Raw genomic sequence first — 16,367 nt, forward strand, 5'->3', positions numbered from 1 at the left:
GGTCAGGTACGATACTCGGCGTTGATTTTCACGTAGTCATAGCTGAAATCACAGGTCCACATTTGCCCCCGGCCCGCTCCCGCCGCCAGATCCACGCGGATGGTGATTTCCGGACGCGCCATGACAGCGGCGCCGCGTTCCTCGGTGTAATCGTCGTCGACGCCACCTTCATTGACGATACGAACATCATCCAGCCAGATCGCCACCCGGTTCACATCCAGGGTGTCGATCGGCGCCCGCCCCACGGCGGCCAGGATCCGGCCCCAGTTGGGGTCGGAGGCAAACAGGGCGGTTTTGACCAGCGGGGAGTGGGCAATGGTCTCCGCCACCGCCACGGCGTCAGCGTCGCTGGCGGCACCTTCCACCTGGATCTCGACGAACTTGGAGGCTCCTTCGGCATCGCGGATCAGCGCCTGGGCCAGTTCCACGAACACCTGTTCCAGCGCCTGGAATACCAAGCGGGCGGCCTCGCTGTCCTGCCGCTCGATCGGCGCCGCCCCGGACCGGCCGGTGGCGATCAGAATGCAGGCGTCATTGGTGGAGGTGTCACCATCCACGGTGATGCGATTAAACGAGGCATCCGCCAGTTGGCGCACCCAGCGATCCAGCAACGGCTTGGCGATATCCGCGTCGGTGGCGATGTAACCCAGCATGGTGGCCATGTTCGGCCTGATCATGCCGGCCCCCTTGGCGATGCCGGTGATGTTCACCGGTACGCCGTCCAGCTCCAGGCGGCGACTGGCCACTTTCGGCACCGTGTCGGTGGTCATGATGCCCTCGGCGGCGTTACCCCACCCGTGCTCATCAAGAGTCTCCAGCGCCGCCGGCAAGCCGTTCTCAAACGGTTCCATGGCGAACGGTTCACCGATCACGCCGGTGGAAAACGGCAGCACTTCAGCCGGGTGGCACAGAGCCAGCTCCGACAGCAGCACGCAGGTCTCCTCACACAGAGCCAGCCCCTTGTCACCGGTACCGGCATTGGCATAGCCGGTGTTGATCATCAGGTAGCGAGGCGCTTTTTCCGTCAGGTTACGGCGTGCCACCTGTACCGGCGCGGCCTGGAAGCGGTTGCGGGTGAATACGCCAGCGGCACGGCTGCCCGGCGCCAGCTCGATCACCACCAGGTCCTTACGTTGGGCTTTTTTAATGCCCGCTTCCACCGCGGCCAGGCGCACACCGGCCACCGGAAACCACTGCGACTGCGTCATGTTCGATCCTTCACCAAGGGTCATGGAATAATTCGGGCCACCTGTTCGCGGCCCCGGTTAATAGCATGGCCTTTCCGGGCCGAAAGGGGCAAGGGCCCCGAACGCACCAACCCCGCCGATGGCGGGGTTGGATGGAAAAGCGCTCACCCCTTGCGGGGAACCACAATGATCACGTTTCCAGACGGCCGCAGCAGTGCTTGTACTTTTTGCCGGAACCGCAAACACAGGGTTCATTGCGGCCCACTTTACGGCCTTCACGCACCACCGGCTGGGCCACCTGCGGCGGCCCCTGGGTCTGGATACCGTCGCCGGACGCGGTGGGTGCGGCTATCTGCTCCTGCTGCGCCTTCATCCGCTCCGCCTGTATCCGGGCTTCTTCCTGGCGCTGGGCTTCCAGCCGTTCCACTTCATCATCGCGTCGCACCTCGAAATTGTGCAGTACGCGGATCAGCTCGTGCTGGATCTGGTTCAGCATGGCCTGGAACAGCTCGAAGGCTTCCTTCTTATATTCCTGTTTCGGGTTCTTCTGCGCGTAACCGCGCAAGTGGATGCCCTGGCGCAGATGATCCATGCTGGCCAGGTGGTCCTTCCAATGACGGTCGAGGATCTGCAGCATCAGGTGTTTTTCAATCTGGCGCAGAGTTTCCTCGCCGACCTCCTGCTCCTTGCGGCGGTACTCCTCTTCCATGGTCTCGATGACCTTTTCCACCACCCCGTCGATGTGCAGCCCGGTATCTTCCTGCAGCCACTGGCTTACCGGCGCCCGGCAGCTGTACTCGGTCGCCAGGGTGCGCTCCAGCCCATCCACATCCCATTGATCTTCCACCGAACCGGGCGGCATGTAGGCGTGAATTTCATCCGGCATCACGTCACGACGGATGCTTTCGATGGAGGACGCCAGGCTCTCGGATTCCAGAATCTGCTCGCGCTGGCTGTACACCACGCGGCGCTGGTCATTGGCCACGTTATCGTATTCAAGCAGATTCTTCCGGATATCGAAGTTGCGCGCTTCCACCTTGCGCTGGGCGTTCTCGATGGCGCGGGTCACCCAGCGGTGCTCGATGGCCTCACCGTCCTTCAGGCCGAGTGAACGCATCATGTTACGCACCCGGTCGGAGGCGAAGATGCGCATCAGGTCGTCTTCCATGGACAGGAAAAAGCGGGTGTACCCCGGATCGCCCTGACGGCCGGCACGGCCACGCAACTGGTTGTCGATACGGCGGGATTCGTGCCGCTCGGAGCCGATGATATGCAGGCCGCCGGCCTCCAGCACCCTGGCGTGGTTGTCCCGCCATTCGTCCCGGATCTTCCGCGCTTCCGCGCCATCCGAATCATCGAGATGCTTGATCTGCTCCTCCGGATTGCCGCCGAGCACGATGTCGGTACCCCGACCGGCCATGTTGGTGGCGATGGTCACGCTGCCCGGGCGCCCGGCCTGGGCAATGATCTGGGCTTCACGCTCGTGCTGCTTGGCGTTCAGCACCTCGTGTTTGATCTTGTCCTGATTGAGGCGATGGGACAGGTATTCGGAGGCCTCGATGGTGGCGGTGCCCACCAGTACCGGCGCGCCTTTTTCGACGCACTGTTTCACCTCATCGACAATCGCTTCGAATTTTTCCTTCAGTGTCAGATAGACCAGATCGTTGGCGTCGATCCGCGCCATCGGACGGTTGGTGGGGACCACCACCACATCCATACCGTAGATCTGACGAAACTCCACCGCTTCGGTGTCGGCGGTACCGGTCATGCCGGAGAGTTTGTCGTAAAGGCGGAAGTAGTTCTGGAACGTGGTCGAGGCGAGCGTCTGGTTCTCCTGCTGGATGCGCACCCCTTCCTTGGCTTCCACCGCCTGGTGGATGCCGTCGGACCAGCGCCGGCCCGGCATGGTCCGACCGGTGTGCTCATCGACGATGACGATCTGGTCGTTCTGCACCACGTACTCCCGATCCCGGTGGAACAAGGCGTGGGCCTTCAGGGCGGCGTGCACGTGATGCAGCAGCGTCAGATTATGGGCCGCGTACAGGCTCTCCCCCTGCTCCAGCAGATCGTTCTCCACCAGCAAGGACTCGATCAGCTGGTGACCTTCCTCGGTCAGCTCCACTTGCCGCTGTTTCTCATCGATCACATAGTGACCGGTTTCATCGCCCTCCTCCGGCTGCGGCTGAAGCCGTGGCATCAACAGATTGATCTGGCGATACAGTTCGGAGGAGTCGGAGGCGGGGCCGGAAATAATCAGCGGGGTACGGGCTTCGTCGATGAGGATGGAATCCACTTCATCGACGATGGCGAAGTTGAGTTTGCGCTGCACCCGGTCTTCCAGCCGGAAGGCCATGTTGTCACGCAGATAGTCGAAGCCGTATTCGTTGTTGGTGCCGTAAATAAGGTCGGAACCATAGGCTTCGCGTTTTTCCGGCGCCGGCTGCTGGGAATAAATAATGCCGACGGTGAGGCCGAGAAACTCGTACAGGGGACGCATCCAGTTGGCGTCCCGCTCGGCCAGGTATTCGTTCACGGTCACCACGTGCACGCCCAGGCCGGACAGGGCGTTGAGATAGGCCGGCAAGGTCGCGGTGAGGGTTTTACCTTCACCGGTGCGCATCTCGGCGATACGCCCTTCGTGCAAAGCGATCCCGCCCAATAACTGCACATCGAAGTGACGCATGCCCATGATTCGCGTGGCGGCCTCGCGGACCACGGCGAACGCTTCTGGCAACAGTTCATCCAGCGTCTTGCCCTCGGCGAAGGCGGCCCTCAATTCGCCGGTCTTGGCTTTCAGCGCCTCGTCATCCAGTTTGGCCATGTCGTCACCAAGCGCGTTGATCGCCGTGACCAGGCGGCTCATACGCTTGAGTTCACGGTCATTTTTGGTGCCGAAGACTTTCTTTGCGATGGAAGACAGCATGAAACGTCCGTTTTTTCTCAATGGGTGGAGCAGAGCGCCCCGCGCTAAGGAGGGATCATTCTACTCACGAGATTGGGTAGGGGCGACCATAATTCAAGCCTTGGGCGGAGGAATCAAGACCCGGGTGACGGTCCCTGACCAATGGGGGCGCTTGACAGCGCCCCGGTTCTCACCCGCCTCCGCCAGGGATGGCGGGCTAGCGGCGCGCCCGAGCGATATAAGGGGAAGGATCCACCTGCTGGCCGTTCTTCAACACTTCGTAATGCACATGGGGACCGGTGGAACGGCCGCTGCTGCCGACAATGGCGACGGTATCGCCGGTGCGCACGATATCCCCGACCTCCACGGTCACGCTCTTGGCGTGGGCATAGCGAGAGCTGATGCCGTTACCGTGATTGATTTCCACCAACTGGCCGTAGCCGGTCTTCTTGCCGGCGAAGGTGACGACACCGGACGCGGTGGCAATGATCGGCGACCCGTCCCGGGCGGCGAAATCCACGCCCTTGTGCCAGGCCACCCGGCCACTGAACGGATCGGTGCGGCGACCATAACGGCTGGACATCCAGCCATGCGGAATCGGTCGACCGGACAGGAAGGTTTCATCCTTGAGTTGACGGTTCGCCAGCAGCTTTTCCAGGATGTCCAACTGCTGTTCGCGCCGTTGCAAGGCGGTGGTCACCCGCTCCAGTTCCTGCATGAAGGACGGCGGCGTAAAGCTGCTGCTGCCCTCCACTTCCGGCCCCCCGATGGCCGGGGCGCTGCTGAAATCGAATTCCTGGCCGTCGATGCCGGCCACGTCCACCAGACGTTCCCCGAGGGCATCCAGACGCACCAGGCGGGCTTCGGTGTCCGCCAGTTGCAGGGTCAAAGCGCGGAACTGTTCAGCGCTGAGACGGGACAAGTCCGCCACTTCACGCTTCTGCTCGTTGAGTTCGTTCTGGAACCGCTCGGCCACGGCTTCGGTGTACGCCGGCGGCACCAGTTTGTAGTTCAGCCAGTAGGCGCCGCTACCCAGGGCCACCGGCAGCGCCACCATTATAAAAAGCGCCAGATACAACCAGGATCGGGATAACTGCACCGATCGGGCATGGCCGCCCTTGCTGTTAAGCCATATGATGTTCATGAGTGTGGAAACACCCCTTCCAAAAAGTCTTCAGGCCAACGGTCCGAGGGCCCGCGGAATACCCATTCATAAATGACAATGCCGGTGGTGCCGGGCGGCACCGTCGCCCGCTGGTCTCCCCGGTTTCCTTCGTGCCGCCCGGCCGGTTATGGTCTGGCCGTGGTTCGACGAGCCCGGAGTAGCTGGCGAGAGACTTATCGTTTTTTTACAATTAGCCGGGTAGTGTAAGGAAATACCATGGCCAACACAAACCGGCCCCAAAATCTCGGGGCGCTGCTCAAACGTCATCCCAGATTGGGACGGCTGGCGGCCAATGCTCGCGCGCAGCCCGCACCCTCTCAAGGCGGCGACCCGCGAACCTGCCTGCCGCCCGCGCTGCGTGACCGGGTCATGCTGGTGGAAGAGTCGCAACGCTGGCTGGCGCTGGTGGAAAACAGTGCCACCGCGCAGTTGTTGCGCTTCCATCTGCCCCGGCTGCAACGGGCTCTGCCCGGCGCCGCCAGCGTCAAAATCGTGGTGACCGGCCGGCGCCAGCTTGATAGCGGCTCCGGTTCCTCCGCGCACTCCACGGATGAAGGCAAATACCGTGCCATGGGACCGGTTCTGGATGCGGAAAGTGCGGCTCATATTGCTCGCGCGGCGCGTGACATGGACGACCCGGGCCTGAGTGAGGCCCTGGCCCGATTGGCCAGCCGGGTCAAAAAGTGACGGGAAGGGTCATCTGAAGGGCGTAACTGCCCACCCCGGCCGCGGGAGGGTGGCCGGAGTGGATCAGGGAAGCGCACCGTTATTCGGCGGTGGCCAAAGGTCCGGCGTAGGAGATCGGCGCCGCGTCCGCGTCCTCGAACGTCACCACTTCATAGGCGTCCGGCTGACTCAGCAGTTCGCGCAGCAGGGCGTTGTTCAAAGCGTGACCGGACTTGTGACCCACGAATTCGCCAATCAGGCTATAGCCCAATTGATACAGGTCGCCGATGGCGTCCAGCATCTTGTGTTTCACGAATTCGTCGTCGTAACGCAGACCGTCCTCGTTAAGGATGCGGTATTCGTCCACCACGATGGCATTGTCGACGCTGCCGCCCAACGCCAGATTCTGGCTACGCAGGAACTCGATATCACGCATGAACCCGAAGGTCCGGGCGCGCGCCACTTCCTTCACGAACGAGGTCGTGGAGAAATCGATGCTCGCCAGTTGATCGCGTTCCTCGAAGACCGGGTGGTCGAATTCGATCGAGAAAGTCACCTTGAACCCGTCAAAAGGCACGAAAGTGGCAATCTTGTCGCCTTCTTTCACCGTCACCTTCTTCTTGATCCGGATGAACTTCTTGGCCGCCTCCTGCTCACGGATACCCGCGGACTGCAGCAGGAATACGAAGGGCCCGGCACTGCCATCCATGATCGGGACTTCCGGTGCCGACAACTCCACATAGGCGTTATCGACCCCCAGCCCGGCCATGGCGGAGAGCAAATGCTCGACCGTGCCCACCTTGACGCCGTTCTGCACCAGGGTCGTGGACAAGGTGGTTTCTCCCACACTGTGGGCACCTGCCTTGATCTCCACTACCGGGTCCAGATCCACGCGGCGAAACACGATGCCAGTGTCCACCGGCGCCGGACGTACCGTCAGGTAGACTTTCTCACCAGTATGCAACCCTACGCCGGTGGCGCGAATTACGTTTTTGAGTGTTCGTTGTCTGATCATCGATCCGTCACAAAGCTACCGGTATCCTGAAAAATAAGGATACTGCCATCCTCGAAGCGTTATAAGAGGATAAGTATACCCAAAATCCTCTTACCGCACCATTGACCGTGCCTATCGCGCCGTTAGCCGCGCCGCCGTCAGTCGGCCTGACGGCGGAGGAAGGTCGGGATATCAATAAAGTCCAGATCTTCCGCGGTATTCACCGCGCCACGGCCGGAACCGCCCATGCTTTGTTGCACAGCACGACGACGCTCGACGGCGGGACGCTCCAGGTCGTTGTAGTCCACCCGGCCTTCCGCGCCCAGAGAGTTCTGACGGCCACGAACCACTTTCAGTTCCTGCTGGGCACCCAAACCGGTGGCGACCACCGTCACACTGATATTGTCGCCCATATCCGGGTCGATGGCCGTGCCGATGATCACATTGGCTTCCTCGCTGGCCAGCTCGCTGACGATGTCACCCACCTCGGAGAACTCATCCAGAGCGATGGACTCGTTGGCGGTGATGTTGATCAGGATGCCACGGGCGCCACGCAGATCCACATCTTCCAGCAGCGGGCTGGAAATGGCGGCCTGAGCGGCTTCGGAGGCCCGGTTGTCGCCGGTGGCGATACCGGTACCCATCATCGCGGTACCCAGTTCACTCATCACCGTGCGCACGTCGGCGAAGTCGACGTTGATCATGCCGGGACGGACGATCAGATCGGCGATCCCTTTCACCGCGCCCTGCAGTACTTCGTTGGCCGCTTTGAAAGCGTCCAGCAGGGTGGTGGAACCGCCCAGCACCGACTGCAGCTTCTCGTTGGGGATGGTGATCAGGGAGTGCACCTGGTCACGCAGGGCCTGGATGCCTTCCTGGGCGGAGCGCATGCGCTTCTTGCCCTCGAACGGGAACGGTTTGGTCACCACCGCCACCGTGAGGATACCCAGTTCCTTGGCGATCTCGGCCACCACCGGCGCCGCGCCGGTACCGGTACCACCGCCCATGCCGGCGGTGACGAACACCATGTCCGCGCCGTCGAGCAACTCGGCGATGCGGTCACGATCCTCCAGCGCCGCCTGCCGGCCAATTTCCGGATTGGCACCGGCACCCAGACCCTTGGTCACCTGGCTGCCCAGTTGAATCACGGTCTTGGCCGAGGAGTTGCGCAGGGCTTGTGCATCGGTATTGGCGCAAATGAAATCCACGCCTTCCACGTTAGAGCGCACCATGTGGTCCACGGCGTTGCCGCCGCCACCACCAACGCCCACCACTTTGATCACCGCGCCATGGGGTACGGAATCTTCCAGTTTGAATTGCATAATTGATCTCCCGCTTGTTGCTTCCCTGGTTACTGCCTTTTCCAAATCGGGCCAACCTGTCCGGCCCGTTTTGAAACCGTTAAAGTGTCTGACGCCGGACGTCAGACACTTAAAAATTGCCCTGGAACCAGCGCTTGAAGCGCTCGACCCAGTTCACCTGTCCACCACCGGCCTGGGCGCGCGCGCTCAGACCTTCCTTCTCCATCCGCAGCCCGTAGAGCAGCAGGCCCACGGAAGTGGAATAAATCGGGTTGCGCACCACGTCGGTGAGCCCGGCCACGCCCTGCGGCGTACCCAACCGTACCGGCATATGAAAAATCTCCTCCGCCAGTTCCACCGCGCCTTCGATCTTCGAGGAGCCACCGGTCAGAACAATGCCGCCGGGGATCAGGTCCTCGTACCCGGACCGGCGGATTTCCGCCTGGATCAGGGTGAACAGTTCGTCGTAGCGCGGCTCCACCACTTCCGCCAGATTCTGACGGCTGAGGGTGCGCGGCGGCCGATCGCCGACGCTCGGCACCTTGATGGTTTCGTCAGCACCGGCCAGTTGCGTCAGCGCGCAGGCGTACTTGATCTTGATCTCGTCGGCGTGCTGCTTCGGCGTGCGCAGCGCCATGGCGATATCGTTGGTGACCTGATCACCGGCAATCGGAATATTGGCGGTGTGGCGGATCGCCCCTTCGGTGAAGATGGCGATATCGGTGGTACCGCCGCCGATGTCGACGATGCATACACCCAATTCACGCTCGTCCTCGGTGAGTACCGAATAAGCGCTGGCCAATTGCTCGAGGATGATGTCCTCCACTTCGAGACCGCAGCGGCGCACGCATTTTTCCACGTTCTGGGCCGCGTTCACGGCGCAGGTCACCAGGTGCACCTTGGCTTCCAGGCGCACCCCGCTCATGCCCACTGGCTCGCGCACCCCTTCCTGGTTGTCCACCACGTATTCCTGTGGCAGCACATGCAGGGTCTTCTGGTCCGCCGGAATCGCCACCGCCTGGGCGGCATCGATGACGCGGTCGATATCCGCCTGCATCACCTCCCGGTCACGGATGGCGACGATGCCGTGGGAGTTGAGGCTGCGCACGTGGGATCCGGCGATGCCGGCGTAGACCGAGTGGATCTGGCAGCCGGCCATCAGTTCCGCCTCCTCCACCGCCCGCTGGATCGAGCGCACCGTGGCCTCGATATCCACCACCACGCCTTTCTTCATGCCGCGGGAGGGCTGCGACCCGAGGCCCACCACCTCGACGGTGCCTTCGCTGGTCACCTGACCCACGATCGCCACCACCTTGGAGGTACCGATGTCCAGTCCCACGATCATGTTGTCCATTGCGTTCGCCATTAGCGCCTGCCTCGATCCGTTATACTTTGCCCGCCCGGCGGGCGGATGCCGCTTGCGCGTCCTGGTCATCCCGCCAGGTGACCGCCACGCCATCGGCGTAGCGCAGATCCACCCGGGCCACGCCGCGACTGTCGGTGCTCAGCACCCCGCGGTACAACCGCACGAAGCGGCGCAGCTTGTTCACGTACTGTTCCCGATCCACCACCAACTGCATGTTGTTATTCAGGGTCAGGCGGGCGGTGAGACGCGCGTTCACCTCCATCCGCTCGATCCCCAGGCCAATGTCGCTGAGCAGTTTGGCCATGCTGTGGTAGTAGCTCATTACTTCGTCGAGCCGTTGTTCCGGTCCGTTCAGACGCGGCAGACCGGAAAGGTCGTACTGCTTCAGCGCCTTGAACGGTTCGCCGGTATTGGAGACCAGCAAGGTCTCGTTCCACACCGCCACCGGTTCCCGCTCGGTGACGGTGAGCACCACGGTATCCGGCCACTGGCGCCGCACCGAGACATCCGCCACCCAGCTCAGTTCCCGCGCCTGGTCATAGATCCGGTCCAATGGCGCGGTAAAGTAGTTGGCGTCACGCACCAGGGTGGCCAGCTTGGTCTGCACCTGCTGCTGACGGCGGACGTCGGTGACACCGTCCACGCCCACCTTGCGCACCGGGTAGTGATCCAACACCCGTGGCAGGTAAATCACGCCGCCCACCAGCACCGCCGCTACCAGGGCCACCAGCACCGCCGGCACCGCCGCCGCCAGGCGCTCACGCAGCGGCACCCGGGGCGTCTTGCGCCGGACGCTGGAAGCACCACGGGAACGCGGTTGCACTCCCTGTTGACGGCGAGGCGCCTTAGCCACGGCGTTTACCTCCTTTGCGCGGCGGGAACCGGTCCACCGCGTCCAACAGAATCCGCGCCACCAGAATCGGAAACTCGTCACCAGCGGCACGGGCGGCCATCGGCACCAGGCTGTGGTCGGTCATGCCGGGCACCGTGTTCACTTCCAGCAGTTGCCAGCGACCCTGTTCGTCACGCATCACATCGACGCGCCCCCAGCCCTGGCAGCCCACCACCTTGAAGGCCCGCAGCGACAGCGCCCGCAGTGCGCTCTCGTCCTCGTCGCTGAGCCCCGCCGGACACAGGTACTCGGTGCTGTTGGACTGGTACTTGGCCTCGTAGTCATAGAACTGATTCGGTGTCTTCAGCCGGATCGCCGGCAGCACCTGCTCGCCGACCACGGATACGGTGTACTCGGAGCCATTGACCCAGGCCTCCACCAGCACTTCGCTGTCGTACTGGCGGGCGTCATCCAGCGCCCTGCGCAGCTGCGTCTCGTCCTCCACCTTGGCCATGCCAATGGAGGAACCTTCATGGGCCGGCTTCACCATCAGCGGGAAGCCCAATTCGGCCAGCGCCTCGCCGTCATCATCCGCGCCCACCACATGGAACGCCGGGGTCGGCAGGCCGACGCCTTTCCACAGCCATTTGCTGCGCACCTTGTCCATGCCGATGGCCGAAGCCATCACCCCGGAGCCGGTGTACGGCACACCGAGATGTTCCAGCACGCCCTGGATCACGCCGTCCTCGCCACCACGGCCGTGCAAGGCGATGAAGGCCACGTCAAAGCCCTTGAGGGTTTCGACCCCCACTTCCGACGGATCCACCAACTCAGCGATCAATCCCAATTGGCGCAGCGCCTGATGGACCTCGGCACCGCTTTTCAGGGATACCGGGCGCTCGGCCGAGCTGCCGCCGGCCAGCACCGCCACCCGACCGATGCGTGCCAATCGTTGTTTCATGGCGTTATCGATCATCATGACCGTTCTCCTCTCACCCGCTCGGCCAGATCCCGCGCGATCGTTCCCACGTTACCGGCCCCCTGGGTCACCAGCAGATCACCGTCGCGCAGCAGGTTCTCCAGCAAGGCGGGCAGTTCCGCCGGGTCGTCGACGAACACCGGTTCCACCTGGCCGCGCTGACGGATACTGCGACACAGGGCACGAGCGTCGGCGCCCGGCACCGGCTCCTCGCCGGCGGCATACACTTCCAGCATCAGCAGCACATCCACCCGCGACAGCACCTCGACGAAATCCTCGTAAAGGTCCTGGGTCCGGGTATAACGGTGCGGCTGAAACAGCATCACCAGCCGCCGTTGCGGCCAGCCCTCGCGGATCGCCGCCACGGTGGCGGCCACTTCCCGGGGGTGGTGACCGTAATCGTCCACCAGGGTGGCGCCGCCGCCCTGGCAGGGATATTCACCAAGCACATCGAAGCGCCGGCCCACCCCGCTAAAGCCGTTCAGGGCACGCACGATGGCCTCATCCGGAGCCCCTTCATCACTGGCCACGGCAATCGCCGCCAGCGCATTCAGAATGTTGTGACGCCCCGGCATGTTCAGAGTGATCTCCAGCGGTTCACCCTCGGCGCGCACCACCCGGAAACTGGTGCTCATGCCGTGGGCGCTGACCGCTTCGGCACGCAGATCCGCGTCCTCGTCGAAGCCGTAGCGGATCACCTGCCGGTTCACCCGCGGCAGTAATCGGCGCACCACCGGATCATCGACGCACATCACCGCCACGCCGTAGAACGGCAGATTGTGGAGAAACTCGATGAAGGTATTCTCCAGGCGGGCGAAATCACCGCCGTAGGTGTGCATATGGTCGGCATCGATGTTGGTGACGATGGCACTCATCGGCTGCAGGTGCAGGAAGCTGGCATCGGACTCGTCCGCCTCGGCCACCAGATAACGGCTCTGACCCAGGCGGGCGTTGGTGCCGGCACTGTTGAGACGGCCGCCGATGACAAAAGTCGGGTCCAGTCCGGCCTCACCGAGAATCGCCGCCACCATGGAAGTAGTGGTGGTCTTGCCGTGGGTACCGGCCACCGCGATGCCGTGACGGAAGCGCATCAGCTCCGCCAGCATCTGCGCTCTCGGCACCACCGGGATACGCAACTCGTGGGCACGCGCCACTTCCACGTTATCCGCGCTCACCGCGGTGGAGGTCACCACCACGTCGGCGCCTTCAATGTTCTCGGCGCGGTGGCCAATGTCCACGCGCACGCCCAGCCGGCGCAGACGTACCACCACCGGCGACTCCTTGATGTCACTGCCGCTGACCTGGTAGCCCTGGTTGGCCAGCACCTCGGCGATACCGCACATCCCGGCGCCGCCGATGCCGACAAAATGGATGCCGCGAATGCGCCGCATCTCCGGCACCACATGGCTGTTGGCGGCCTGGTTACTGGCGGCGACGTTATCGGCCATCGGCCACCTCCTCACAAAGTCGGGCCACCCGCTCGGCGCTGTCGGCGATGGCCAGTTGACGGGCGCGGCAGGCGAGTTCCGCCAGCGCATCCCGCTCGGTCATGCCGGCCAGACTGCGCGCCAGGGCGCTGGCGTTCATATCCCGCTGCGGCAGCATCAGGGCGGCGCCGCGATCCACCAGCCAGTTGGCGTTGAGGGTCTGGTGGTCGTCCACCGCCGTCGGCAGCGGTACGAACAACGCCGCTACACCGGCGGCGGCCACTTCCGCCACGGTCAAGGCGCCGGCACGGCAAACCACCAGATCGGCCCAGTCGTAGGCCTGCGCCATGTCATCGATGAATTCGGTCACCGTGGCGTTGAGCCCCAACGCCTTGTATACCGGCCGGGCCTCCTCGGCGCGGCCACGACCACATTGGTGGCGCACTTCCAGGTGTGGCCCCAGCGCGGCCAGCAGCAGTTCCGGCAAATCCTGATTCAAGGCCAGAGCGCCCTGGCTGCCGCCCAGCACCAGCACCCGCAGGGGGCCGCGCCGGCTGGCGTAGCGCTGGGCCGGATCGTTCAGGCCGGTGATGTCCTCGCGTACCGGATTACCCACCCAGATAGCGCCGGGCATGGCCCCTTCGAAGCCTTCCAGCACCTGATCACTGAAGCGGGCCAGCAACCGGTTGGTCATTCCCGGTACCGCATTCTGTTCATGGATCACCAGAGGCACACCGCACAGCCGCGCGGCCAGACCGCCGGGCGCACTGACGAAGCCACCGAAGCCCACCACCAGCACCGGCCGCTCACGGCGAATCACGGACCGGGCCTGCCACACCGCGCGAATCAACTGCAGCGGACCAATCAATTTGCGTTTGAGGCCGCCACCGCGCAGCCGGCCCACGCCCAGGGTCGCCACCGGGAAGCCGTAACGCGGTACCAGCCGCGTTTCCATGCCGTCCTCGGCACCCAGCCAGAGGATGCGGTGGCCAGCGGCCTGCAATTGCTCGGCCACGGCCAGGGCGGGGAAAACGTGGCCGCCGGTACCGCCGGCCATGATCAGGATGGTCCCGCTCATCGCTTCGCCCTCCCCCGCGCTTGCAGTTCCTGCTGCTCCGCGCTGGCGCGCAATACCAGCGCCACCATCACCGCGGAAATTACCAGCGAGGAACCGCCATAGCTGACAAAAGGCAAAGTCAGCCCCTTGGTGGGCAGGACACCCATATTGACTCCCAGATTGATGAACGCCTGGGCGCATAACACAAAGGCGATGCCGTAAACCACATAGGCGTGGTAGAGAAAACCCCGTTGTTCCAGGTTGTGACCAATACGGAACACGCGCCAGCCGAGCAGGCCGAAGCCGAAAATCAGCAGCAGGGTGCCGAACAGTCCCCACTCTTCGGCCAGCACCGCGAAAACAAAATCAGTGTGCGCTTCCGGCAGGTAAAACAATTTCTGCACGCTGTTGCCCAGACCCACGCCGAACCAGTTGCCGCGGCCGAAAGCGATCAGACTCTGCGTCAGCTGGTAGCCGGATCCGTACTGATCCGCCCAGGGATCGAGAAAACTCATCAGCCGCGCCACCCGATAGGGTTCCGCCACGGCCACCAAGGCCGCCAGGCCCACCGCCACCAGCCCGATCAGCAGGAATCGCAGGGTCGGCACACCGGCCAGGAACAACATGCCCATGGTGGTGATACCGAGCACCACCACGGCGCCGAAATCCGGTTCCAGCAACAGCATGAAAGTCAGCAGTCCCAACACCCCCAGCGGCACGAAAAAGGCCTTCCACTGGGTTTCCAGCTCCGCCTTGCGCTGTGCCACATAGCCGGCCAGGTAAAGCACGAAACACAACTTGACGATTTCGGAGGCCTGAATCGTCATACCCGGCAGCGCGATCCAGCGCGTGGAGCCGTTCACTTCACGGCCCAGGCCGGGTACGAACACCAAAACCAGCGCCACCACCGCCACCGGCAGCATGGCGAAGCGCAGCCGCTCCAGCAGTGCCAGCGGCACGCAGCAGTACACGGCGGCGCCCACACCCAGGCTGATCAGCAAATAGGTGCCATGGCGAATGCCGTAATAGAACGGGTTGTCCAGCCGGGTCTCGGCAATCTGCAGCGAGGCGGACGTCACCATCACCAGCCCCACCAACGTCAAGCCGATCGCCGACCACATCAAAACCTGATCGAGCTGCCCGGTCCGCGGACGCATGAGCACACTAGCCATGGCTCACCTCCCGGGCGTGACGGGCGAAATCATCGCCACGTTCGATGTAGCCGCTGTACATGTCGAAGGACGCGCAGGCCGGCGACAGCAGCACCGCATCACCGGGCTGGGCCAGTTGCCGCGCCCGCGTCACCGCCTCGGCCATGGTCTCAACCCGTTCACGCGGCACGCCAATCAGACCGTCCGCCACCTTGTCCGCGTCTTCACCGAGCAGCAGCGCCGCGCGCAGGTATTGCCGGGCCGGCTCCGCCAGCGGAGAGAAATCCTGCCCCTTGCCCTGCCCGCCGGCGATCAGAATCACCTTGCCATTGATGGCCTCGCCAATGCCGGTCAACGCCGCCAGCGTGGCGCCCACATTGGTGGCCTTGGAATCGTTGAACCAGCGCACGTCGCCGGTTTCCGCCACCCTCTGGCAGCGATGGGGCAAGCCCTGGAACGCACAGACCGTGGCCAGTGCGGTCTCCCGTTCCAGCCCCAGAGCATCGGCCATGGCCAGCACCGCCAGTACGTTCATGGCGTTGTGATGGCCGGTGAGCGTCAGTTGGTCCAGCGTCAACAGGGTTTCGCCCTTGTAAAGCAGAGCGTTCCGGTCGCTGTCGAGCCGATAGTCCGCTTGCGGGTGGCTGCCGAAGGTCACTTCCCGCGGCACCGGCACCTGAGGGCGGGTGGCCACGTCATCGCGATTCCATACCGCCACCTGACAGCCGTCGTAGATGCGCTGCTTGGCGGCCAGGTAGTCACTGAAGCGGTTGTAGCGATCCAGATGGTCCTGGGACACATTGAGGATCGTGGCCACCTGGGCATTCAGGCTGTAGGTGGTCTCCAGCTGGAAGCTGGACAGCTCCAGGACGTACAGACCGGCGTCGCTGGCCAACAGATCCAGCGCCGGGATTCCCAGGTTGCCGCCAACCCCCGGCTGACGGCCGCAGGCTTCGGCCACTTCACCGAGCAGGGTGGTGACGGTGCTCTTGGCATTGGAACCGGTGATCGCCACCAGCGGGCGGCTGGCGGCACGGGCGAACAGTTCGATGTCGCCGATCACTTCCTTGCCTTCCGCGATCTGCGCGGCGATGGCCGGGGTGGAAATCGCCACGCCGGGGCTGACGATCAGACGGCGGGCACGTTCCATCCAGCCTTTCTTGAAGCCGCCGGTATGCACCTTCAGTTTGGGGAATTCCGCGTGCAGATCATCCAGGCCCGCCGGGGACTGACGGGTGTCGAGAGCGCGCACGGCCATACCCTGCCCCTGCAAATAGCGGAGCACGGAGCGGCCGGAAACACCCAGGCCAATGACCAGATCAAACGCGTCCTTCGTCATC

The 16,367-nt window shown here is 63.5% G+C and carries 13 protein-coding genes; 1 reads left to right on the forward strand and 12 read right to left on the reverse strand.

The genetic code is table 11. The features are described from left to right. Nucleotides 1-2 precede the first annotated feature (2 nt). From argJ to MA04_RS05850, 3 genes are all read right to left on the reverse strand, one after another. On the reverse strand, nt 3-1,208 hold the full coding sequence (gene argJ, locus MA04_RS05840; protein WP_262459764.1) for a bifunctional glutamate N-acetyltransferase/amino-acid acetyltransferase ArgJ: 1,206 nt from the start codon (nt 1,206-1,208) through the stop codon (nt 3-5). 169 nt (nt 1,209-1,377) lie between these two features. Next, the gene (gene secA / locus MA04_RS05845; protein ID WP_262459765.1) at nt 1,378-4,110 is read right to left on the reverse strand and encodes a preprotein translocase subunit SecA; all 2,733 of its coding nucleotides are present in this window, start codon (nt 4,108-4,110) and stop codon (nt 1,378-1,380) included. Between the two features lie 196 nt (nt 4,111-4,306). Then, complete coding sequence (locus MA04_RS05850; RefSeq protein WP_262459766.1) at nt 4,307-5,233, reverse strand: M23 family metallopeptidase; 927 nt, start codon at nt 5,231-5,233, stop codon at nt 4,307-4,309. A 237-nt stretch (nt 5,234-5,470) separates the two neighbouring features. On the opposite strand from MA04_RS05850, the gene MA04_RS05855 reads away from it, so the two are divergent. Next, nucleotides 5,471-5,941 carry a hypothetical protein gene (locus MA04_RS05855; protein WP_163126327.1) on the forward strand — a complete coding sequence of 157 codons (471 nt, stop codon included), beginning with the start codon at nt 5,471-5,473 and terminating at the stop codon, nt 5,939-5,941. Nucleotides 5,942-6,020: 79 nt separating this feature from the next. On the opposite strand, the gene lpxC is transcribed toward MA04_RS05855, so the two are convergent. The 9 genes from lpxC to murD all read right to left on the reverse strand — a co-directional run bounded on the left by lpxC (nt 6,021) and on the right by murD (nt 16,366). Continuing rightward, nucleotides 6,021-6,935 carry a UDP-3-O-acyl-N-acetylglucosamine deacetylase gene (gene lpxC, locus MA04_RS05860; RefSeq protein ID WP_163126330.1) on the reverse strand — a complete coding sequence of 305 codons (915 nt, stop codon included), beginning with the start codon at nt 6,933-6,935 and terminating at the stop codon, nt 6,021-6,023. Nucleotides 6,936-7,072: 137 nt separating this feature from the next. After that, nucleotides 7,073-8,236, reverse strand: coding sequence for a cell division protein FtsZ (gene ftsZ, locus MA04_RS05865; protein ID WP_163126332.1), 1,164 nt, complete (start codon nt 8,234-8,236; stop codon nt 7,073-7,075). Nucleotides 8,237-8,345: 109 nt separating this feature from the next. Further along, nucleotides 8,346-9,581 carry a cell division protein FtsA gene (gene ftsA, locus MA04_RS05870; RefSeq protein WP_026948624.1) on the reverse strand — a complete coding sequence of 412 codons (1,236 nt, stop codon included), beginning with the start codon at nt 9,579-9,581 and terminating at the stop codon, nt 8,346-8,348. Between the two features lie 19 nt (nt 9,582-9,600). Then, nucleotides 9,601-10,434, reverse strand: coding sequence for a cell division protein FtsQ/DivIB (locus tag MA04_RS05875; protein WP_229682984.1), 834 nt, complete (start codon nt 10,432-10,434; stop codon nt 9,601-9,603). After that, nucleotides 10,427-11,389, reverse strand: a complete 963-nt coding sequence (locus tag MA04_RS05880; RefSeq protein ID WP_262459883.1) for a D-alanine--D-alanine ligase — start codon at nt 11,387-11,389, stop codon at nt 10,427-10,429. Before MA04_RS05880 ends, MA04_RS05875 begins: the two co-directional genes overlap by 8 nt. Continuing rightward, nucleotides 11,389-12,840, reverse strand: coding sequence for a UDP-N-acetylmuramate--L-alanine ligase (gene murC / locus MA04_RS05885; RefSeq protein ID WP_262459767.1), 1,452 nt, complete (start codon nt 12,838-12,840; stop codon nt 11,389-11,391). The genes MA04_RS05880 and murC overlap by 1 nt, the downstream gene beginning before the upstream one ends. Then, nucleotides 12,830-13,897, reverse strand: coding sequence for an undecaprenyldiphospho-muramoylpentapeptide beta-N-acetylglucosaminyltransferase (murG, locus tag MA04_RS05890; RefSeq protein ID WP_262459768.1), 1,068 nt, complete (start codon nt 13,895-13,897; stop codon nt 12,830-12,832). The genes murC and murG overlap by 11 nt, the downstream gene beginning before the upstream one ends. Continuing rightward, nucleotides 13,894-15,048, reverse strand: a complete 1,155-nt coding sequence (gene ftsW / locus MA04_RS05895; protein ID WP_240342759.1) for a putative lipid II flippase FtsW — start codon at nt 15,046-15,048, stop codon at nt 13,894-13,896. Before ftsW ends, murG begins: the two co-directional genes overlap by 4 nt. Further along, a complete protein-coding gene (gene murD / locus MA04_RS05900; RefSeq protein ID WP_262459769.1) occupies nt 15,041-16,366 on the reverse strand; it encodes a UDP-N-acetylmuramoyl-L-alanine--D-glutamate ligase in 1,326 nt (441 codons plus the stop codon). The genes ftsW and murD overlap by 8 nt, the downstream gene beginning before the upstream one ends. Nucleotide 16,367 lies beyond the last annotated feature (1 nt).

The sequence above is a fragment of the Alloalcanivorax balearicus MACL04 genome (genome assembly GCF_025532145.1).
Taxonomy (GTDB): domain Bacteria; phylum Pseudomonadota; class Gammaproteobacteria; order Pseudomonadales; family Alcanivoracaceae; genus Alloalcanivorax; species Alloalcanivorax balearicus.

What these genes read in the sequence shown, in the direction of transcription:
- MA04_RS05855 (WP_163126327.1), top strand. Translation starts at nt 5,471, where the DNA reads ATGGCCAACACAAACCGGCCCCAAAATCTCGGGGCGCTGCTCAAACGT.
- murC (WP_262459767.1), bottom strand. Translation starts at nt 12,840, where the DNA reads ATGGCCGATAACGTCGCCGCCAGTAACCAGGCCGCCAACAGCCATGTG.
- argJ (WP_262459764.1), bottom strand. Translation starts at nt 1,208, where the DNA reads ATGACGCAGTCGCAGTGGTTTCCGGTGGCCGGTGTGCGCCTGGCCGCG.
- ftsA (WP_026948624.1), bottom strand. Translation starts at nt 9,581, where the DNA reads ATGGCGAACGCAATGGACAACATGATCGTGGGACTGGACATCGGTACC.
- lpxC (WP_163126330.1), bottom strand. Translation starts at nt 6,935, where the DNA reads ATGATCAGACAACGAACACTCAAAAACGTAATTCGCGCCACCGGCGTA.
- MA04_RS05880 (WP_262459883.1), bottom strand. Translation starts at nt 11,389, where the DNA reads ATGATCGATAACGCCATGAAACAACGATTGGCACGCATCGGTCGGGTG.
- murD (WP_262459769.1), bottom strand. Translation starts at nt 16,366, where the DNA reads ATGACGAAGGACGCGTTTGATCTGGTCATTGGCCTGGGTGTTTCCGGC.
- ftsW (WP_240342759.1), bottom strand. Translation starts at nt 15,048, where the DNA reads ATGGCTAGTGTGCTCATGCGTCCGCGGACCGGGCAGCTCGATCAGGTT.
- secA (WP_262459765.1), bottom strand. Translation starts at nt 4,110, where the DNA reads ATGCTGTCTTCCATCGCAAAGAAAGTCTTCGGCACCAAAAATGACCGT.
- ftsZ (WP_163126332.1), bottom strand. Translation starts at nt 8,236, where the DNA reads ATGCAATTCAAACTGGAAGATTCCGTACCCCATGGCGCGGTGATCAAA.
- MA04_RS05850 (WP_262459766.1), bottom strand. Translation starts at nt 5,233, where the DNA reads ATGAACATCATATGGCTTAACAGCAAGGGCGGCCATGCCCGATCGGTG.
- murG (WP_262459768.1), bottom strand. Translation starts at nt 13,897, where the DNA reads ATGAGCGGGACCATCCTGATCATGGCCGGCGGTACCGGCGGCCACGTT.